Here is a 19,488-nt window from a genome sequence, read left to right as displayed (position 1 = left end):
ATGGCACTGGCCGAATTCCGCGTCTATCTGAACGACACCGCCGCGACCGAGGAGCAGCTCGATCTGTTCCGCGAGATTCGTGTCGATCAGGCGATCGGCATCGCCGCCGAGGCGGAACTCGATGTCGATCTGACGCTGGATGATGAAGGCACCTGGTCCAGTATCGAGGAATCGTTCGCGCAACCGTTCCAGCGCATCCGTGTCGAGGTCAAGCTCGGCGACGGCGACTTCGCACCGCTGATCGACGGGCCGATTATCGCGCAACGCTTCGAACTCGGTTCAGGCCCGGGCGAAAGCGGGATGACACTGGTGGTGCACGACGACAGCGTGTTGCTGAATATGACCGAGACCGTACAGTTGTTCGAAGACATGGCCGTGCACGAGATCGCCGAATCGCTGTTCGGCGAATTCGATCTGGAATTCGAGGTCGACAGCGTACCGGCCGCCGGCAGTACCTATACGCGTTACGTCGTGCAGCGTGGCACCGCCATGCAATTGCTGCGCGATCTGGCACGCCGCCACGGTATGTTTGTCTACGTCAAGCCCGGCGAGATACCCGGTCACAGCATCGGCGTATTCGCCACACCGTCAATGGAACTGGGCGAGGCCCCTGAACTGTTGCTGCTCGGCGAGGACCGCAACATCCACAAATTCTCCGCCGAGTTCGATGCGCTGCAGCCGCTCACCGCACGTGCCGGCAGCGTGCGTATCTCCGACAAGGCCGTGATAACCAGCGAAGTCGATGCGCCGGCACTCACACTACTCGGCGATGAAGGCACCCATGATGTGATCACCACGCCCGGAGTCAGCCTGCTGGCGCGCACCCGTGAGGAACAAAACGATCTTGATGCCGCCGCGACCGCCGCGGTGGATTTGTCTGCCTTCGCGTATACCGCCACCGCCGAGATCGACGCGAACGATTACAATACCGTATTGTCGCCGCATCAGGTCATCAGCGTAGCGGGTCCCGGCGGCCACCTCGGCGGCTTGTATCTGATCAGCCGCGTGCATCACGTCATTACCGATGGGGGCTATATGCAGACCCTGACTTTGAAACGTAATGCTCGCTCCGCCGGCAGCGATGGCGGCGGCCTGGTGGGAGGCGTGTTCTGATGCCCGGCGCCGGATACGAACAGTTACTTGTTGAGCTGACCGAACAGTCGCGCAGCCGTTTCTATGGCAAATACCGCGGCATCGTCAATGACGATCAGGATCCGGACAATCTCGGTCGCATTCGCGCCGAGGTGCCTGAGGTGTTGCAGGACGTGATCACGCCATGGGCTCTGCCATGTACGCCCTATGCCGGACCGAATCAAGGACTGTATGCGATTCCGCCAGTCGGTGCAGGAGTGTGGATCGAATTCGAGGCCGGCGATCCATCGCGGCCAATCTGGTCCGGCACTTGGTGGGGCGATGGTGAACCGCCACAGAACGAGGCTGGCGCCGCCGCCGCGCCACCGCGCAAAATCTTGCGCAGTGAATCCGGTCTGATGGCCGCGCTCGATGATGACGCGCAGAAAATTTCGATCAGTGATGCCGACGCCAGCAACATCATCACCATCGAGGTGCAGGGCGGCAAGGTCAGGATTCAGGCCACCGCCAAGGTCGTTGTCGAGGCGCCGCAGATCGAACTGGTCGAGAAAGCGACACACCCGCTGGTGTTCGGCGACGACCTGCTGAACTTCCTCAACCAGATGATCAACATTTACCAGACCCACACGCATCCCGGCGAGATGGCGCTCGGTGTATTTCCGGTCACACCGATGACGCCGTTGCCGCCGATGCCGCCGGCCACGCCGGCGCTGCTGTCGATCAAGGTCAAAACCGGGTGAGGCGCGCGCGATGGCATTGAAAGCAGGCAGTGTTGCGGATTTCAGCAGTTCCCTCGCCGCGGCGATGGAACAGGCGATGAAGACCGAATGGCAGGCGGTCAAGGGCGTCGCATTGCCGAATCAGGGCGAAGAGGACCGCCGCCTGCTGTTCGTCGCGATCGCACGCGGGCTGTTCGATTTTCTGAAGGAGCATGAAGACGAGTTCATAACCAATATCACCTTGCGCGAACCAGGCGCCAGCGGTACCGACGAAAACTTCCTCGTCACGCAACTGGAGTTGAACCTGTGAACGGCCGGCATCTGGCATTTCCGTTTCGCATCGGCGCGGACGGCCGCAGCGCGACCCCCGATTCGCTGGAGGCGCACATCCGCGGCGAGATCATGCAACTGCTGCTGACCAACAGCGGCGAGCGACCGATGCTGCCGAGCTTCGGCGGCAACCTGCGCCGGCTGGTGTTCGAGGGCAACGACGACATCACCGCCGGGCTTGCCAAGTCCAACATCAGTCAGGCCTTGACGCACTGGCTGGGTCACCGCGTCAAGGTGATCAATCTGGATGTCGTGAATGAGGACGCGAAGCTAGTGATCGAACTGGCTTATCAGGTCGTCGACACCGGCGAGCAACGCAGACTGCGCTTCGAGCGCGGCGGAGGTACGTGATGCATCAGCCGGTCGGAAGAATTCTCGACACCGAGGTACTGGAGGAACGCGCGCATAATCTCGATGCACGCGGCCTGAACGGCATCCGTCTAGTGTTCGCCACACTGTTGCCGGCGGCGGCGCCGACCGAAGCACGGCTGGATGTCGAGTTCCAAACTACGCATGAACTCGTCAACATCCTCGCCGCGATTGGTGGCGGCGCGACGCCGCACTCGATTTTCCCGATCAGCGGTGGCGTGCGCGTGCGTGCCGGTGCGGCGGCAGGCCAAGTACGTGTCGAACAGGTGGTGGCCGGCTCGGCGCTCAATCAACTGCGGTTGCACGTCACGCCAATCGGCGACTATTCGACCTACACGCTGGCAGTGAACTTCGCCAACATCGATCCGCTGTTCGCCGATATCGAATTCAAGTTCCGCCCAGCCTGCTTCAACATGAATTGTGCCGACATAGTGCGTCCGCCCGCACCGTTGCCGCTGCCGGTGATCGATTATCTAGCCAAGGATTTCGATTCGTTCAAGCACACGCTGATCAGCGCGATGCAGCAGCGCGTGCCGGACTGGTCGCCGACCAGCGAGGCCGGTCTCGATCAGGTGCTGATCGATCTGATCGCGGCCGATGCCGACGAGCTGTCGGATTTTCAGGACCGCACGCTCAATGAGGCCTATCTGATTAGCGCGCGCAAGCGCGTCTCCCTAGCGCGCCACGCGCGCCTGATGGATTACCATATCCATCAGGGTAATCAGGCTGCCACCTGGCTGGCGCTGGAGGTCAATGCGGCGTTGACATTGCCGGCCGGTTTCGGCGCTTGGACCGGTGTTGCATGGCAGGATAACGGCAGCCGTATCTTCATCAACAGCGCAGCCGTCGATTGCGATCCGTTGTTGAATGAACTCGAACTGTATACTTGGGGCAACAGCGTCACAGCACTGGAGGCCGGCAGCACCAGTGCCGATCTGGCACTGCCTGCGCCGCTGAATGCGGCCAATCCCGCCGACGCGATCACGCTGCGCGTTCTGCTCAACAGCAATGCGCCGCGTCATCTGCTGATCCAGGAAACGCTGAATCCCGAGACCAGCACTGTTAACGGCCGCAATCCACGCGCGCGCCAATTGCTGCCATTGCTGGCCAATGCCGAGGCGGTGTTCGATCCGATGGCCGGCGTTGTCGGCGAGTGGTGCGTGCGCGTGCACTGGCAGGATACCGATCGCCTGATGCGTCGCTATTGTTTCATCACACATTGTGACCTGGCCTTGCCGGTCGACACGGTCAGTCTGTTTCACGGCAATCTTGCACGCATCACGCACGGCCGTCCGTACCGCACGATATTTCGCACGCCGGGCAGCCCGCTGGCGGTCGCGAATCCCGCGGCCTTCGAATACATCGACGAGGCCTATTACGAATCCCCCGCCTGGGGCATGCTCGGCACTCTGCCCCACTCACCACTCGCCTATCGCGACACCGCGCCCGGCGGCATCGCGGCAACACGCAGCACGCTCGCCGTCACGGTCAGCGGCTTCGCCGATCCCTGGCAGGAGCAAAGCGACCTGATCGAATCGCAGGGCGATCACGAACACTTCCTCGTCGAGACCGACGAATACCGCGTCAGTCGCCTGCGTTTCGGTAATGGCGTCAACGGCCGCGCCCTGCCGGCCGATGCTGCCGTTACCTGTCGTTATCAGATCGGCGACGGTATCGACGGCAATGTCGGCGCCGATGTCATCAGCAGTTTCGACGCTGCCGCGAATCCAAATGTCGCGCGCGTCTGGAATCCGTTCGATGTCACTGGCGGCCGCGCACCGGAACCGGTCGCCGAGATTATCCGCCGTGTGCCCGAGGCGTATCGCGCACGGCAGTTGCGCGCAGTGACACTGGAAGACTATGCACGCCGCGCCGAGGAACTGCCCGGCGTCGCGCGCGCCAATGCGCGTTATGCCTGGACGGGCTCGTGGCGCACCGTGCGAGTCGCGATCGACCCAAAGGGCACCATCGAACTGTCCGAACCGTTGCGTCTGCAGATCGCCGCGCACCTCGATGCGGTGCGACTGATCGGCGAAGACCTGGAGGTCAGACCGGCCGCGTTCGTGCCGCTGGATATCTTCATGCGCGTGTGCGCGCATCCGGATTACTGGCCGGAAGATCTGCGCGCATTGCTCGAACTGGAATTTTCCGACGGTTACACCGCCGACGGCCGGCGCGGCTTCTTTTATCCCGATGCATGGAGCTTCGGCCAATCCTTGCACGTCTCGCAATTGATCGGCCGTGCGTTGTCGGTACAGGGCGTCGACCGCGTGCTGCTGGTTAGCATCCGCCGCCTGCACGGCATCAGCGGTCCGTCACTGGCGACGATCACCGTCGCGCCGGAGAATGTCACGCTGCCGGTGCCGGAAAAACTGGAAGTGCGCGGCTTCGAGATCATCCAGGTCGCCAATAATCCCGGGCTCCTGGAGACCGGGCGTCTCAACTTCGAAATCCAGGGAGGCCGGCAATGAGCTGCGAGCACGACTGCGAACAGCCGCCGCTGTTTCCGAAGCCAATCTTCAACCGGCCGGGCCTGTCGCACATCGACTACCGTATCGGCAACTATGCCGAGGTACGCGCACATCTGCTCGATCAACTCGACAAGCAGCCGGTGCTGTCGGCGTGGACGCACCGCGAGACCGACGACCCGGCCATCGCGTTGCTCGAAGGCGCGGCGATCGTCACCGACATCCTGACTTTCTATCAAAGCCTGTATGCGAACGAGGCCTATCTGCGCACCGCCGAGTGGCAGCAGAGCATCGCCGACCTGGTGCGGCTCGGCGGTTACCGTTTGGCGCCCGGCGTCGCCGGCGAGGCGAGTTTCGCATTGACCGTCAAGGGCGAGCGTCCGGTCACGGTGCCGATGGGCTTCGGTCTGAAGGCGCAGATCGAGGATGTCGACAAACCGGTCGAGTTCGAGGCGCGCGCGGCATTGGAGGCCGTGCCGGCACTCTCCGCATTCTCTCTATATCGGCCGCGCACCACACAATCGATCGTCAATGGCATGACCGTGTTGCGGCTGGCCGCGAATGCGGCAACGCTGAAAGCTGATGATCGCCTGCTGCTCGGCCAGCCATCACTCGGCGCGGATAACCCGACGCAACTGCTGTCACCACAGGTGGTGACCGTCGACGAGACCTGGGAGGCGTTCGGCAAACGTTATGTCCGGCTCAAAGCGCCGATCGTGCGCAGCTCTTCGATCGGCTCGTTGCAGGCCTACAAACTCGGCGAGACGCTCAGGCATTTCGGCCACAACGCGCCGAACACCGTCACCACTGTCAACAGCCAAGGCGTGCCCAGCACCACGCCGACTTCGTATCAGCGGCGGGTCGACACCACGACGACGCTGGGCGTCGATCCTGATCTTGGTCAATTGAAGATGCCGCTGGACCGCGAATTCTACGGCATGCAAACCGGTGACCGACTGGTGATCCAGGGCAGCTTCTCGCAGACGGCCACGTCATCGAAGTATCGCCACACGCTAGTGCGCAAAATCACCGATGTCGAGAACACCTCACTGACCTGGGGCATGCAGACCGGCCAGTGCACGATGCTGACCTTGAACAGCAATCTGGTGGTCAGTCATCTCAGTCACACCCATCCCTATTTGGATGTGCGTTCGCTGAGTTTCATGCAGATCACCGCGGCGCCGTTCATGGTCTATGCCGACTATATCAACACTAGCGCAACCAGCGGCGCCTCGCTGCGCTACTACGGTACTGGCGCGGACGCTGCGGCATTGAAGGGCCGACGGTTGTTACTGGTCGATGCTGAAAACGAGGTCGATGATGCCACGGTGCAATCGGTCACGACCGGCGGTGCCGGTGCCGCGTTTCATAGTGTGGTGCTCAGCAAGAACGTGACCTACGCGGATTACGGCTATGACACACCGACCATCACCGCCTACGGCAATATCGTCGATGCCTCGCAGGGCAAGACCATCGCCGAGACACCGATCGGCTCGGGGGATGCGCGTGCGGTGTTTCAAAGTTGCCCGATACCGAAGGTGCCGCTGTGCTATCTGTTCGATGCGACACGCACGCCCGCGCAGGTGCCGGCCCTGGATATTTATGTCGACCGCATCAAGTGGACGCGTGTCGACGCGCTGTTCAACGCCGGTCCTCTGGATCAGGTGTATATCGTGCGCGAGGATCAATACGGCAACAGCATCGCGCAATTCGGCGACGGCAAGACCGGCGCGCGGCTGACCAGCGGCCGCAACAATGTCGTCGCAAGCTACCGCGTCGGCATTGGTGCGCACGGCGCGCAAAAACCCGACACCAAGGCGCAGGCCACGGGCAAACTTACCGGCCTCGACAAGGTGCTGCTACCGCTCGAGGTCACCACCGGCGCCGACCCGGAGTCCGCCGACAATGCACGCGAAGCAGCACCGGCGAAACTTCAGAGTCTCGGCCGCCTGGTCAGCTTCGCCGACTATGAAGCCGAGACACGCATGCTGCCGAATGTACTGAAGGCGGCCGCACGCTGGGATGCGCCGGACGGCGTGCCGGCGATCGTCATGACGGTACTGAGCAGCGGCGGCAGCGCGGATCTTGCCGCCGTGCGCGATGCATTGACCGGCTACAGCCGTTGTCGCGGTCCGGCACGGCATCCGATCCTGGTGATCAACGGTGTGCGCGAATACATTCATCTCAATGCGGTGATCGGTTACGGTCCGGCCTACCGCATCGAGGACCTGACGCGTGAAATCAAACTCGTGCTCGGTGTCGCAGGCGAAGAGGATAACGGCATCGACGCCGCGCGCGGTCTGTTCGGCCTGCAACGCCGGGGGTTCCATGAATCTGTACATACCTCGGAAGCCATCGGTGCGATGCAAAACATCACCGGTGTCGTGTGGGTCAAGCTATTGGCGGCTCGGCCGCTGGCGCTCGGCATACCGCCGCAGACCGATCCGACCCTGCTGCCGCTGCCGACCGTGAACTTGATCCCTTCGCCGGTGATCGCCTGTCCAGCGAGTCGGCTGCTTGCTCTGCATACCACGCATTGCGTGCTCAGCTTCACCTCGGCCGCGATCCAGGCGGAGTGTCCGGCATGAGCAGCCCGCGCCAGCCGCTGTATCAACGCCTGCCCGAGATCTACCGGATCCGTGACGGCGAGCAGTTCCCGGCCGGCCAGCTCGAGGCCTATGTCGGTCTGATCGATGCCGTGCATGCCGCCCTGCGCGACAACATCGAGACGCTCCATCATGATCTGTTCATCGAGACCTGCTCGGACTGGGTGATTCCTTATATCGGCGATCTTCTCGGCACCTCGCATCTGTCCGGCGATGCGTGGACCTTGCGCGCCGATGTCGCGCGCACCATCAATCACCGCCGCCGCAAGGGCACGCTCGGCGCGATCGAATCGTTGACCTATGCGCTGTCCGGCTGGGCGGTGCACAGCGTCGAGATGTTCGAGCGGCTGGTCTGGAATCAGCATCTGAATCATCAGCGCCCGGATGCCGGTGGGACACCGCCGTTAACTTTGATCAGGCATCTGAGCGATGCGCGCCGCGGCGGCAGCGTGAACCTGCGCGACCCGGCATTGCTAAGTCTGTTGAGCGGACCGTTCGATCCGTTCGCGCATGTCGTCGATGTGAAACCCGCGACTAACGGCTGCGGCCTGCACAATCTGCCGAACCTCGCGGTATTCCTGTGGCGACTGGAGGCCTACACCGTGGCGCACTCGCGGCCGGGCTTTGTGCAAGTCGTCGATCTGACGCCGGTGCCGGCTGGCAATGCGCGCTTCGCGGTGCGCGTCGAATTGCATCCGCAGGCCGAGCCGATGGTGCTGTTCAACACCCATCGTTATCACGCCGATGACGAACCGCCGGACTTGACGCATTCCGACGCGGTGCCGGGCCCGATGCCGTGGGCGCGACTGACCGAAGACTCGCGCGCCGGCCGGCCGCAGGAATATGTCGAGGTTGCACCGTATCCCACCGGCACGGTGCCGCCACGCATCGAACGCCTCGGCCTGACCTTGCAGGTGCCGCAACCGCCGTTCACGCCCGCGACACCTTGGCGGTTCCGCGGTGCGAATCTGTGCGCCTGGGAAGACGGTCTGCATCCGCCGTTGCGCGGGCATGAAATCGCCATCGATCCGGCACGCGGTCGCGTGGTGTTCGGCGTAATGGGTGCGGCGCAGGCCGACGAGGCGAATCCGCTGGCGGCAGGTCTGTTCATCGCACCGACGCACGGATTCCAGGGACCGGTCGGCGCCGAACCGGTTGCGCGCACCGCGTCACCCGCAGTGTGGCTTGCGCAGGCGCCGAACACACTGATCATCGATACGCTGAATACACCCGGCTTCACCTTGCAGAACGCACTCGCGAACCTGCCCGCGCTGACCGCACCGCTAATCATCGAGATCCGCGACAGCCTTGCGCACCCGTTGGATCTGAATGCGGTGGTCGGCAGCGCCAATGAAGGCGGCCTGCGCACACTGCGCCTCGGCCGCTCACTATGGATACGCGCGGCGGACGGCGAACGACCAGTGATCCAGCTGGCACGGCCGCTGGCGTTCCGGCCTGACGATGTTACCGGCGCCGGCGCACCCGCGATTATGGCTTCATTGACGGTGCGCCTCGAAGGGCTCTACCTCACTCGTGCCGCGACCTTCAATGCCAATGCCGCGCTGATCGAACGCGCGGCGCTGAACCAATTACATATCGACGGCTGTACGCTTGATCCCGGCGGCTACATTGCTCTCGACGGCACGCGCGCAGCGCTGCGCACGGCGATGCATCTGAACAACACCTATGGCTTTGCGAATCCCGCCGAGGAAACCGCCTTCGACCAGACACCTGAGATCATCATCGACCGCAGTCTGTGCGGGCCGCTGGCGATCGACGATCAGTATCAACTCAGCCTCAGCGACAGTGTCATCGACGCCGGCAGCGGCGTTGCCGACACCACACCTGCGCTGGCGCTTGGCGCCGCGACCGGCAATCCGGAATTGTTGTGGGGTCCGGCGTTGACGGTGGCCGGCATGACCTGCTTCGGTCGCATGCGCGTCGCCTCGGCGAGCGGGCGCGGCGGCATCTGGTGTCATGCCTTGCAGGTGCATGACAACCAGAAGGGCTGCATCAAATTCAGCCGCTTCACCGCCAGCGTCAACCGCCTGCCGCCGCAGCATGCCTGCGTGTTTGGCAACGGCGACGATCTGCGCTTCAGCGCCGAAACCTTCGGCATGCCGGGCTACGCGCAACTGTCGCAACGCTGCGACAGCCATATTCTCGAACAGGGACCGGACAACGACGAAATGGGCGCGTTCGGTTTCCTGAAGAACACCCACAAGTGGAAAAACATCCATATCCGCTATCGCGAATACCAGCCGGTCGGCATCCGTCCGGTGTTGATCACGGTGACTTAGGGATGACTAATACCATGACATTCATACCACTGAATCACTCCCTCTCCCGGAGGGAGAGTGGACACTCTGTTTTGGTACAGCCAGGAAATACCAAAAAGGTCCACGGATGGATTTTTTAATATTTACTATAGGACACGAGCATGAAAGGCGACTTTTCGAAGTGGGGGCTTGATCCCACCGACAATTTCAGCGGCGTGCTGCATCAGCAGGGCCGTGTGCTGTTGGATCAGGATTGGAACGCGGCCGAACAGATCGATCGATTGTGGCGCGAGACCGCCGCCGCGGATGTGATCGGCACCGGCATCGCCGCGGTGCCTGCGGCGCAGCCCGACAGCCTCAAGGTCACACAGGCCAATGCCACCGCAGCGGGCGTCGATATCACGCTGCAACCCGGCCGCTTGTGGGCAGACGGTGTGCATCTGCATTACACCGGAGCGACGCTCAGCGCCGAATATCTCGAGCCGCCATTGCAGTCGCCGCAGGCCAGTGTCGCGACCATCGCCACCGATGTGCGCGACGCCGTCATCCTTGAAGTCTGGGACGAGGTATTCAGCGCCTTCCAGGATCCGCTGCATCTGCTCGAACCCGCACTCGGCGGTCCCGACACCACAGAGCGCGTGTATACCGCGATGGCCTTGAAACTGTTACGCCTCGACGCCGACGACGATTGCGGCAATCTCGCCCTCGCCGATGATTTCAACGCCAAGGGGCACCTCACCGTGACACCTTCGCCGACCGTTATCGTCGCCGGGTCGTGCCCGGTACCGGAGAGTGGTGGTTACAGCGGATTTGAGCACTATCTATATAGAGTGGAGATCGCCGCGCCGGAAGCCGGCCAGGCGCGCTTCAAATGGTCGCAATACAATGGCGGCCTGGTCGGGCGCGGCGTCTTCACTCCGGCCGGCGCGACCACTGGCGATGTCGCGGTCATCGCGAACAACCAGATGATCAATCAATGCGGCCTAGATACGTTTTATCTGGAGGCGCTGGAGTTCGATGTCGCATTGGGTCAGTGGCGCGTGGTGCTGTCCGCCGATACGACGCTGCCGTCGGACGACAACCTGTCGCTGACCAACATCATCGGCACCTGGCCGGTGGGCACGACTGGTTTCTTCCGACTCTGGAACGGCATCGATCTCGTCAGCAACTTCCCGACCGGTCTGGCGCTCGCCGATGAACTGCACAACGGTATCCGCCTCGCCTTCGACACGCCGCTGGCGGATCTCAGTAATTACACACCGAGCGATTTCTGGACCTTCCCCGCACGTACCGCCGGTGTCGACTTCGATCCATCGGTATGGCCGACCAATGCCGTGCCTCAGGGTGTGCATTATCATCGCGCACCGCTGGCGATTATCACCTGGAGCGGGCCGGTGCCGGTCTCGGCGACTGCCGCCGCGGACGAAATTCACGATTGCCGCCGCGTGTTCCAGCCGTTGACCAAACTGCAGACCTGCTGCACCGTCAAGGTCGGCGACGGCCTGTCGAGTTTCGGGGATTACGCCTCGATACAGAGTGCGATCAACGCACTGTCGGCGTCCGGCGGCGAAGTCTGCATCTTGCCCGGCTTGTATATCGAAGACATCCATATCAACAATCGCCGCAACATCACGCTGAGCGGCTGCGGTCCGCGTACGCGCATCCGGTCCGCCGCGGCAATGGACGCGCTGAATCCCGAGCCGGTGATCCGCATCACCGGCTCGGACAATATCCGCATCGACTCGCTGGCGGTGTTCGCGCACCAGAACGGGATCGGCATCCAAGTCGATGCCGATCCAGTCTGCGAGAATCTGGTGTTCCACAAGCTGCGCATCAGCGCCGCAACCCGCAGCGGCATTCAAATCGATGCCGGGCAGTTCGTCACGCTGACCGACAGCACCATTGTTATGAACGATGTATCGAGTCCGTGGCCAGCGGTGTTCGTACAGGCCGAGGATGTGCTGATCGAGGACAACGTCCTGCGTGTGCAGCGCAGTCTCGACAACATACTGGTCGACGCTGAAATCGGTCCGAGTGGTGCCGGGCCGCACACCGTCGCCGCAGGCCGTGGCGGGTTACAGATCGGCGGCACCTCGGAACGCGTGCGCGTGATCGACAACCTGATCGACGGCGGCATCGGTAACGGCATCACGCTCGGCTCGCTCGAAGAGATCATCGCCGACGGCGGACCCGGCGGCATCATCGGCTGGGTCGTCAACGCCTTCGACCCCTGCGATCCCTGCGCACCCGGCGACGGTCATGTGCCGCCGCGCGGCGACGATGATGACACGCCGGAATATCAGTCCGTCGGTCCGCTGTACGACATCCTGATCGAGCACAACCGCATCTACAACATGGGCCTGAATGGGATCGGCGTGGCCGCGTTCTTCAGCATCGCCGAGGTCGACGAGTTCATCAGCGTCGAAAGCCTCACCATCGATCACAACGAGATCCGCTACTGCCTGTGGCGCCGCCTAGCTGAGATCGAACCGAAAATGCTGAATGCGATGGGCTACGGCGCGATCTCGCTGGCCGATGTCGAGAACCTGGTGATCCGCACCAATACGCTGATCGACAACGGGCCCAGTCATATCGAGCCGGTATGCGGCATCTTCGTGTTGCATGGCGAAGGCGTCGACATCAGCGACAATCGCATCGTCAACAACGGCGCCAAGAACGCGCAGCCGATGCACACCGGGAAGGACGGTGCGCGCGCCGGGATCAACATCGTGCTGGCGGTGCCGACGACCGTGCCGACGACGATTTTCGGTAGCATCTATCCGGTGCAGAACGGCGTCCCGGCGATCAAAATCCACGACAACATCGTCAGCCAGCCGCTCGGGCAGGCGCTGTTGCTGGGCGCGCTCGGACCGGTATCGGTGGTGAACAATCAATTCACCAGTCGCGGCATGATCATCCGGCTGAATCCGCTCTCCACCTCGTTCATCGCCGCCACCGTGGCCATCCTCAATCTCGGTCTGTCGAACGAGCTTTATGGACAGCTCACAAATTTCTCGGGGTTGGCGACCACGCCGTTCAGTGGTGCGTCGGATGCGACCGACGACGCGCTGGTGTTGCCGGGGCTCGATGACGCGAAGGCGGGCCGGTATCTCGCCAATGGCAACGTACTGTTTGCGAACAACCAGTGCACACTAGACCTAATGGAGACCGGCATCGGTTTCGCGCTGAGTTCGATCATGATCATCAGCCTCGACGATATCGGTTTCCATGCCAATCAATGCGAATGCAATCTGATCGACGATTTCGTCTACAGTCACGCCGTGCTGCTCGGCGCAGCGGTGCGCGCGAGCGACAACCGCTTCAAGGAAGGCATCGCCAATGCCCTGTATTCAGCCATGACCGCCGGACTATTCAACGCCACCACCAACAATCAGTCGACGCACTGCCTGTTGGTGCTCGGCTATCTGCCGGCACTCAAGGTCGATACCGGCAACCGCACTCTGCTGACTGCATTCCTAAACAATTATTGCCAGCGCGGCAAGGACAGTCTGATCGGCGCCGGCTTCAAACGAGGTAAATTCCTATGAGCACCTATACTCCCGATAAAAGAATCCCCTTCACCGAGATCGCCGTGAATCTCGACAGGACGCTGGACCAAGCTGACCCGCAGCGCGAGGCCGCGCTGGCGCAACTGTCGCGGGTGCGCAGCGCCAAGATGACCGCGCAAGCGCGTGAACAGAAACGTCTCGCCGAGAAACTTGGGGCGTTACATCCGCGCGTCAAGGCGCTTGCGCACAAACGCGAGGTGAATGCCGCGCTGCTGCGCGAGGTGAACCTCGATCTGGCGCGTGCCGCGACACCGGAGATCGACATCAACGACAATACCTGGCTGCTGCACGGACGCGTGCTTGATCGTGCACGGGAGGGACAATCCGGACTCACGAGCACGCTAATCGACGCCAAGGGCGGCTGGGTGCGTGAACTCGGTTATGCCTGCACCGACAAACGCGGTTATTTCAGGCTCAGTGTGGAGAAGGTCAAGACGGCGTCGGACAAACCTGAAGCCGGGCGTGAGACACAGGTCTATTTGCGTATCACCGACCGCAGCAACAAAGTCCTACACACCGACAAACCGCCACTGACACCGCGCCCCGGTCAGGTCGATTACCGCGAGATCACGCTCGGTGAACCGCCGGCGGAATGCCGCGCACCGGAAGGCGGCCCGACATCATCGCCCTGCCTGGATAAAGACTATAAGTCTTCACAAATTGACGACGACCGTAAGCCGTCGAAACTCAAGCCTAAGCAATGATACTGACGGCAACATATATTGTAGGAGCAGCGCAATGCGCCGTAATGCGAGGTTCAATCTCGCACCAGACCTATCGCGTTGAGACGGCGCTCCTACAACGGTGGCGGCCACACGCGATCCGAACGGGCATGACGCCATGAATACGGTGGCGGCTAAAACCCAGGTGCGCGCCGATGCGCCGCAATCCGCAACCAAGAAACCCGTGGCGATACGGCCGGGTGCCGCGCCACAACGTGGCGGCTGTGCGTGCGGCGGCGGATGTCCTCGCTGCAAGCCGCATACACCCTCTCTGGCAACATTCAGTGACGTCGCGACAGAGGAGGATTTCGAGGACCTGCGGGAAAGCAAGGACTTGCACGCGGTACAGGCATCATTGCCCAGGCCATCCGGCGATCCGCCGTCAATGATGCGCCAGCACATAGCCTCGACGTCACCCGCACTGCCGACAAGATCGGCGCTGACACAGTTGCCGGGCCTGGTGTCGGCATCACTCGCAACGCCGGGCACGACACTGAATGTCGCCACGCGCAGCCGCATGCAGTATGCCTTCATGTCTGACAGCGTCCGCAACCATCATCGCATACATGACACCACGGTAACACCTGAACGATCGATCAGTGCCGAATCGGAACCTCAGGAATGCGAGGCGGATGCGATCGCCAATGCCGTGATGCAACAGTTATCGGCAGCATCGGATGATCCGCCGAGCGATGAATTGGGCCTCGGCCGGATCCGCGTTCACATCGGACAACAGGCCGCAGCGGCCAACCACGCTGTCAACGCACGTGCCTTCACTGTGGGGGATCATATCGTTTTCGCGGACGGCCATTATGCACCGGGCACCGCTACCGGTGACCGCTTGCTCGCGCACGAACTGGTACATGTGTTCGCCTCGCGACAGGGTGTTCGGCAACCGCTGCTGATGCGCAACGGCAACGGGCCGGTACCTGAATCCGGCATCACCATGTCCGTGTCGATGGACGGCATCGTCTTCGATTTTCAGCAGCTCACCTATCAGGCCGGCGCGACCCGCCCCCAGTTAATGGCCTTGATGCTGCGCAGGTTGATCGGCACGCAATACCGGGCGGGGCTGGAAGAGGAGGTCATCACTCAATGGGAAGCGCGTATGAGTACGATCAGCAGCACTATGATCGACGACCTCGTCACGACCCGCACCGCCACCGTCGGTCAGCAGATCGGCCGCAAGCGGGTGAGCGGACCGGTTACGCTGTTACTCCTCAACGTCCTGGAGATGGAATTCAACCTGCATGTCGCACTGAACGACACGCATCGTGAACTGTTGCAACTCGGCCTGGCCGCGACTACGGCCTGGGCGGAAGTCCATGACGCGTTCCCGTACTGGTACACCGAATTCATGTTCCGGCGTGAAATGGCACAGCATGCCACGCTGCTGCGCGCCTGGCGCGACGTCGACCGCAGCGATCAGACAGCAATCGGGGGGGTGACCGGCCTGATACTCGGCGCGCTCGGGACGGCGATCGATGTCCTGGAGGCTGTGCGTGAGGATTTTACGCTGGCCAATGAGATTCATGATGAAACCGGAGACATCCTTGAGCGGCGAGACAAACAGGATTGCTCATTCGGTTATGCGGCATTGTGGAACCTGCAACTCTCGCCGACGCAGCGTCAAACCGAGGCGCCCGGCGGACCGGTACAACAGGAGCATGCATTAAATTTTCTCGCCTTCGTGCGCACCCAATCCGCGCTGTTGTCGGAGGCGATCGATCCCGCGAGCCATGCCACGCGCCGCGCGCTGGTGGCTCGCTTCACCCGCTTCCTGCTGCGCGTCGCGCACGGGACGACCGGCGATGAACGGCTGCTCAGCCAGCCGGCGCGCGCCAATGCGCCGGCTTGGCGTGCAACCATGTCCAGCTCACCGGTGTTGCAGCCACCGCTCTACGACGCGGTATTGGAGACCGACCACGCATTCACCATGTCATTGACGTATGGACACTGGATCGATGCCTTCGCGATCTACGCCTATCGCTGGGAGTTCATCCGTATCCCCGAGTCGACACTGACCACTGCACCGGATCTGACCATGGCAGCCGGCGAACGCCCGAGCTTCGGCACTACGCTCGACACCCGGCTGGCGCGTGCACGACGTTACAACGCCACCGATCTCGAACGCGTCCGCGAACGCCTGGGGGGCATGCCATTCGGAGAATCCGCGGAGGATCTCATCCAGGTCAATAACGCTTTGCGCACCGTCGGCACAGTGATCCGCACCTTCCTCGACCGCGCCACCGAACCGCGTTACGTGACGCGCATCGTTTTCCCGAGCGCCGGCATGTACGTGGTGCGTTGCCGCGCGATACCAGTCTTGGAAGGCGACGAGGAAGTCGTGCGCATGCCGAGCGTCGCGCTGTTGCCCGCCGTTGCGCGCAACCCCGATGAGATGGCGATCACACGGGTTCAGGAACAAACCCGCAGTGAATTCCAGATGCGTCTGCGCATGGCGGAGATTCAATCCCTGCTGACGGCGCCGTTTGCGCCGGAAGATGCCGAGTCGCTGCAGCGCGAGCTGGCGGAACTGCGCGCGATGCTCGCCGAACCGGGCGAGCAGTTGTCGCAACGCCTCGACATACTCGATCAGCAGATCAGAGTGCTGAATCGGCGTCTCGAATTGCGCCAGCAGATTCTGTCAATTGAAACGCAACTGGAGGCCCAACGTGATCAGACGCGCCTAGCGTCGTTGCGCCGCGAATTGAGCGCGGCCGGTGGCGACGCCGGCAACGCCTGGGATGAGACTCGTCAGTTGCGCGCGCTGGAAACGCAACGCGAGACAGTGCAGAACATGCTGAACACCCGCACGGCTAGCATTGCCGACGAGACCGGCACACGCTTCATCCCGCATACCACCTTCGTCTCCGATCTCGGCCACAGCATCTCGCTGGCGCTGGAGATGTACGACCGCGGCGAGCTCGATGGCACCTATCAGGTATTCATCTTCGATCTGACCACGCCCGACAGCGGCCAGGTGCTCGGCACCTCGCCGATGACCGCAACCCACCCGCGCCGTGCAGCGATATTGGATGGCCTGCGCGCATTGCTCGAGACCAGCAGCGACTATGGGCGCGGACGTGTCGCCATTAATATCGAGGGCGAGATCTCCACGCTGCGTGTCGAGGCGGGCACCGGCCGCATGTTGTCCGAAGCGATGGAATCCGGCGCAATGGTGCTGTCAATCGCGGCCATCGCCGCGGCGCCGTTCACACAGGGCGCCAGCCTGATGATTCTGCTGCCCGTCGGCGCCATCGGCGCAATCCCGTCGGCCTATCGTCTCTATCAGCGTTACGATGAAAACCGCCTGCGCTTGGATCTCGCTTCGGTAATGGATGTGGTGAACATCGTCGGGGGCGTGATCGGTTTGGCGCAGGTTGCCACGCCGCTGCGCATGGTGCGGGTCGGTCAGGCGTTGATGATCATGGGTATCGGCGCTGACGGCGCCGGCATCCTGTTGATGGGCGCGGGCATCATGGCGCAGTTGGCTGAACTGCAGAATCTGCCCGAACATGAACGCGCCGCGCATATGCTGGAGATACTCGGCAATGCGATGCTGCAGATCGGCATACAGGCCGGCGGCATGATCGCGCATGCACGCTATCAGGGACGCAGGTCACCCGGCGGTGGCGAAGAATCCGCCACCGTCACACCGCCACCCGACGCACCAGGCTTCCATCCACCGATCGAAGGCGCACCGGCACCCGGCGATCGCACGATGGCAGGGAGCGGTGACCGACCGCCGACACCGCCCGCAGTCCCGCCGCCGCATGCAGCGGCCGCAGACACGCCCACGACCCCCGCGCCGCGCGGCTCACCCGAGCACCTGTTCGATCAACTCGGCCAGGGTATCGATCGTTCACTGCCGCCGCCGCGACCGGCCGATCAGGTGCCGCACCCGCCGCTCCCCGGTGATTACCGCACCGGTCTGACCACACCCGATGCGGCGTATCGCGCTTACAACGAAGCGCTCGCGGTCTCGGCCGGCCGCGAGGTCGCGATCTATCACAATCCAACCACCGGTGAATACCGCGTGCGGATCGGTTCCGAAACTGGCGTCGGTGCACCGTCCCATGTGAGCTGGAATGCCTTGCTGCACTATCACCCCAATGAGAGTAACACACTAACGTTCCGCCTGCCCGCGCCGCAGGATTTCCGCGGCCTGATGTTCCGGCTGTACGGGGAAGGCGGGCTGGTGCGTGAATTCATCGAGTTCGATATTCCCGGTGTCGGACGCGGACGCACCGAGTACGGCATCAACCCCGGCAATCCCGAGCCGTTCTACGTCACCATCAACCGCCCCGACGGCACCTCGCAGACGCTGCGCTTCGCGCATGACGGCTCCTATCACGCCTATTGGGGCGATCGCACCATCCACGTCGAGCCGGGATCCCCAACCTACGAGGCGATGATCCGCGATATTCAGGCGTATGTCCGCTCACTCGGTCGCGACGCAGGCACCGGCTTCGGGCCGCCCGGCGCGCGCTCGGAATCCGGCACGCCAGAGACACCCGCGCCGCACGTCAGTCCGGGCGCGACCACCGGCCAGACCATCGTCGGCACCGGTGGTACGCCGCTGCCGCGCGATCTGCAGTCCGGCACCGGCGATCTGACCGCGACCGGCGTCGAATTCATTCGCGGTCGTTTCGAAAGAGTGCGCGACAGTCAGGGACGGCGAGTCGAATTGTCGACACTCGACGATCAGGCGATCATGGACATGTTCCCGAACCAGCCCGGCTGGCTTGAGGCAATTGTCGTTGCGCAGGCGCGCGCCGACTGGCTGGGACGCGCGACGCGCACCGATTTCGTGATGGCCAATCCGAATCAGAACTTCAATCAGGTTGCCACCAGTCTGCAACGCGCCGTCGATGCGGGCAGCACTGGACACACGATGCATGATGCGATCCTCGGTTGGAGTGTCTGGGACTTTGTCCGCGAGATGCTGGCGCAGAACGATCCGACCCTGACACCCGCGTACAACGCCCTGGAGACCCATGCCGATCCGCAAATCCGGCAACGCTGGCGAGAATTCAAGCTGTCCAGCCGCGCCGGCGACATGTCGGGTTTCTTCCTCGGCACAGTCGGCAGCAAGCGACCCGATATCGTCGAGGTCAACCTCAGCGGCAACACGATTCATATCGTGGATGCGAGCTTCGCCTACAGTGACCCGATCCACAATTTCAAGAGCGCATTCTATCGCACGGTGATCGAAAGGCTGATCAATGTCACCACGGTCACTTCGACGGACTATCGCGCGCCGTTGCTACAGACACCGGTTGGGCCATGACACGCTCACTCCTGTGCATCTCATCATGCAGCGCATGTCTG

At 62.5% G+C, this 19,488-nt stretch carries 10 protein-coding genes; all 10 read left to right on the top strand.

Annotation, left to right across the window (positions count from 1 at the left end; translation table 11 throughout):
* Positions 1 to 1,113: a hypothetical protein gene (locus KJS40_RS04520; RefSeq protein ID WP_213539231.1), complete on the top strand. Its 1,113-nt coding sequence runs from the start codon at positions 1 to 3 to the stop codon at positions 1,111 to 1,113.
* Complete coding sequence (locus KJS40_RS04515) at positions 1,113 to 1,832, top strand: phage baseplate assembly protein V (protein ID WP_213539230.1); 720 nt, start codon at positions 1,113 to 1,115, stop codon at positions 1,830 to 1,832. Before KJS40_RS04520 ends, KJS40_RS04515 begins: the two co-directional genes overlap by 1 nt.
* Before the next feature lie 10 nt (positions 1,833 to 1,842).
* On the top strand, positions 1,843 to 2,121 hold the full coding sequence (locus KJS40_RS04510) for a hypothetical protein (protein WP_213539229.1): 279 nt from the start codon (positions 1,843 to 1,845) through the stop codon (positions 2,119 to 2,121).
* On the top strand, positions 2,118 to 2,492 hold the full coding sequence (locus tag KJS40_RS04505; RefSeq protein WP_213539228.1) for a GPW/gp25 family protein: 375 nt from the start codon (positions 2,118 to 2,120) through the stop codon (positions 2,490 to 2,492). Before KJS40_RS04510 ends, KJS40_RS04505 begins: the two co-directional genes overlap by 4 nt.
* Positions 2,492 to 4,981: a baseplate J/gp47 family protein gene (locus tag KJS40_RS04500; protein ID WP_213539227.1), complete on the top strand. Its 2,490-nt coding sequence runs from the start codon at positions 2,492 to 2,494 to the stop codon at positions 4,979 to 4,981. The genes KJS40_RS04505 and KJS40_RS04500 overlap by 1 nt, the downstream gene beginning before the upstream one ends.
* Positions 4,978 to 7,566, top strand: a complete 2,589-nt coding sequence (locus KJS40_RS04495) for a hypothetical protein (RefSeq protein ID WP_213539226.1) — start codon at positions 4,978 to 4,980, stop codon at positions 7,564 to 7,566. Before KJS40_RS04500 ends, KJS40_RS04495 begins: the two co-directional genes overlap by 4 nt.
* Positions 7,563 to 9,884, top strand: a complete 2,322-nt coding sequence (locus KJS40_RS04490; protein WP_213539225.1) for a hypothetical protein — start codon at positions 7,563 to 7,565, stop codon at positions 9,882 to 9,884. Before KJS40_RS04495 ends, KJS40_RS04490 begins: the two co-directional genes overlap by 4 nt.
* 140 nt (positions 9,885 to 10,024) lie before the next feature.
* Complete coding sequence (locus KJS40_RS04485) at positions 10,025 to 13,411, top strand: DUF6519 domain-containing protein (protein ID WP_213539224.1); 3,387 nt, start codon at positions 10,025 to 10,027, stop codon at positions 13,409 to 13,411.
* A complete protein-coding gene (locus KJS40_RS04480) occupies positions 13,408 to 14,136 on the top strand; it encodes a hypothetical protein (protein WP_213539223.1) in 729 nt (242 codons plus the stop codon). Before KJS40_RS04485 ends, KJS40_RS04480 begins: the two co-directional genes overlap by 4 nt.
* A 136-nt stretch (positions 14,137 to 14,272) precedes the next feature.
* The gene (locus tag KJS40_RS04475) at positions 14,273 to 19,447 is read left to right on the top strand and encodes a DUF4157 domain-containing protein (RefSeq protein WP_213539222.1); all 5,175 of its coding nucleotides are present in this window, start codon (positions 14,273 to 14,275) and stop codon (positions 19,445 to 19,447) included.
* The last annotated feature ends 41 nt before the right edge of the window (positions 19,448 to 19,488 follow it).

Origin of the sequence: Nitrosospira sp. NRS527 (genome assembly GCF_018406445.1) — a bacterium.
Taxonomy (GTDB): Bacteria; Pseudomonadota; Gammaproteobacteria; order Burkholderiales; family Nitrosomonadaceae; genus Nitrosospira; species Nitrosospira briensis.
The sequence above is the reverse complement of the archived record's forward strand: the minus strand, read 5'-3'. Positions and strand labels throughout refer to the sequence as shown.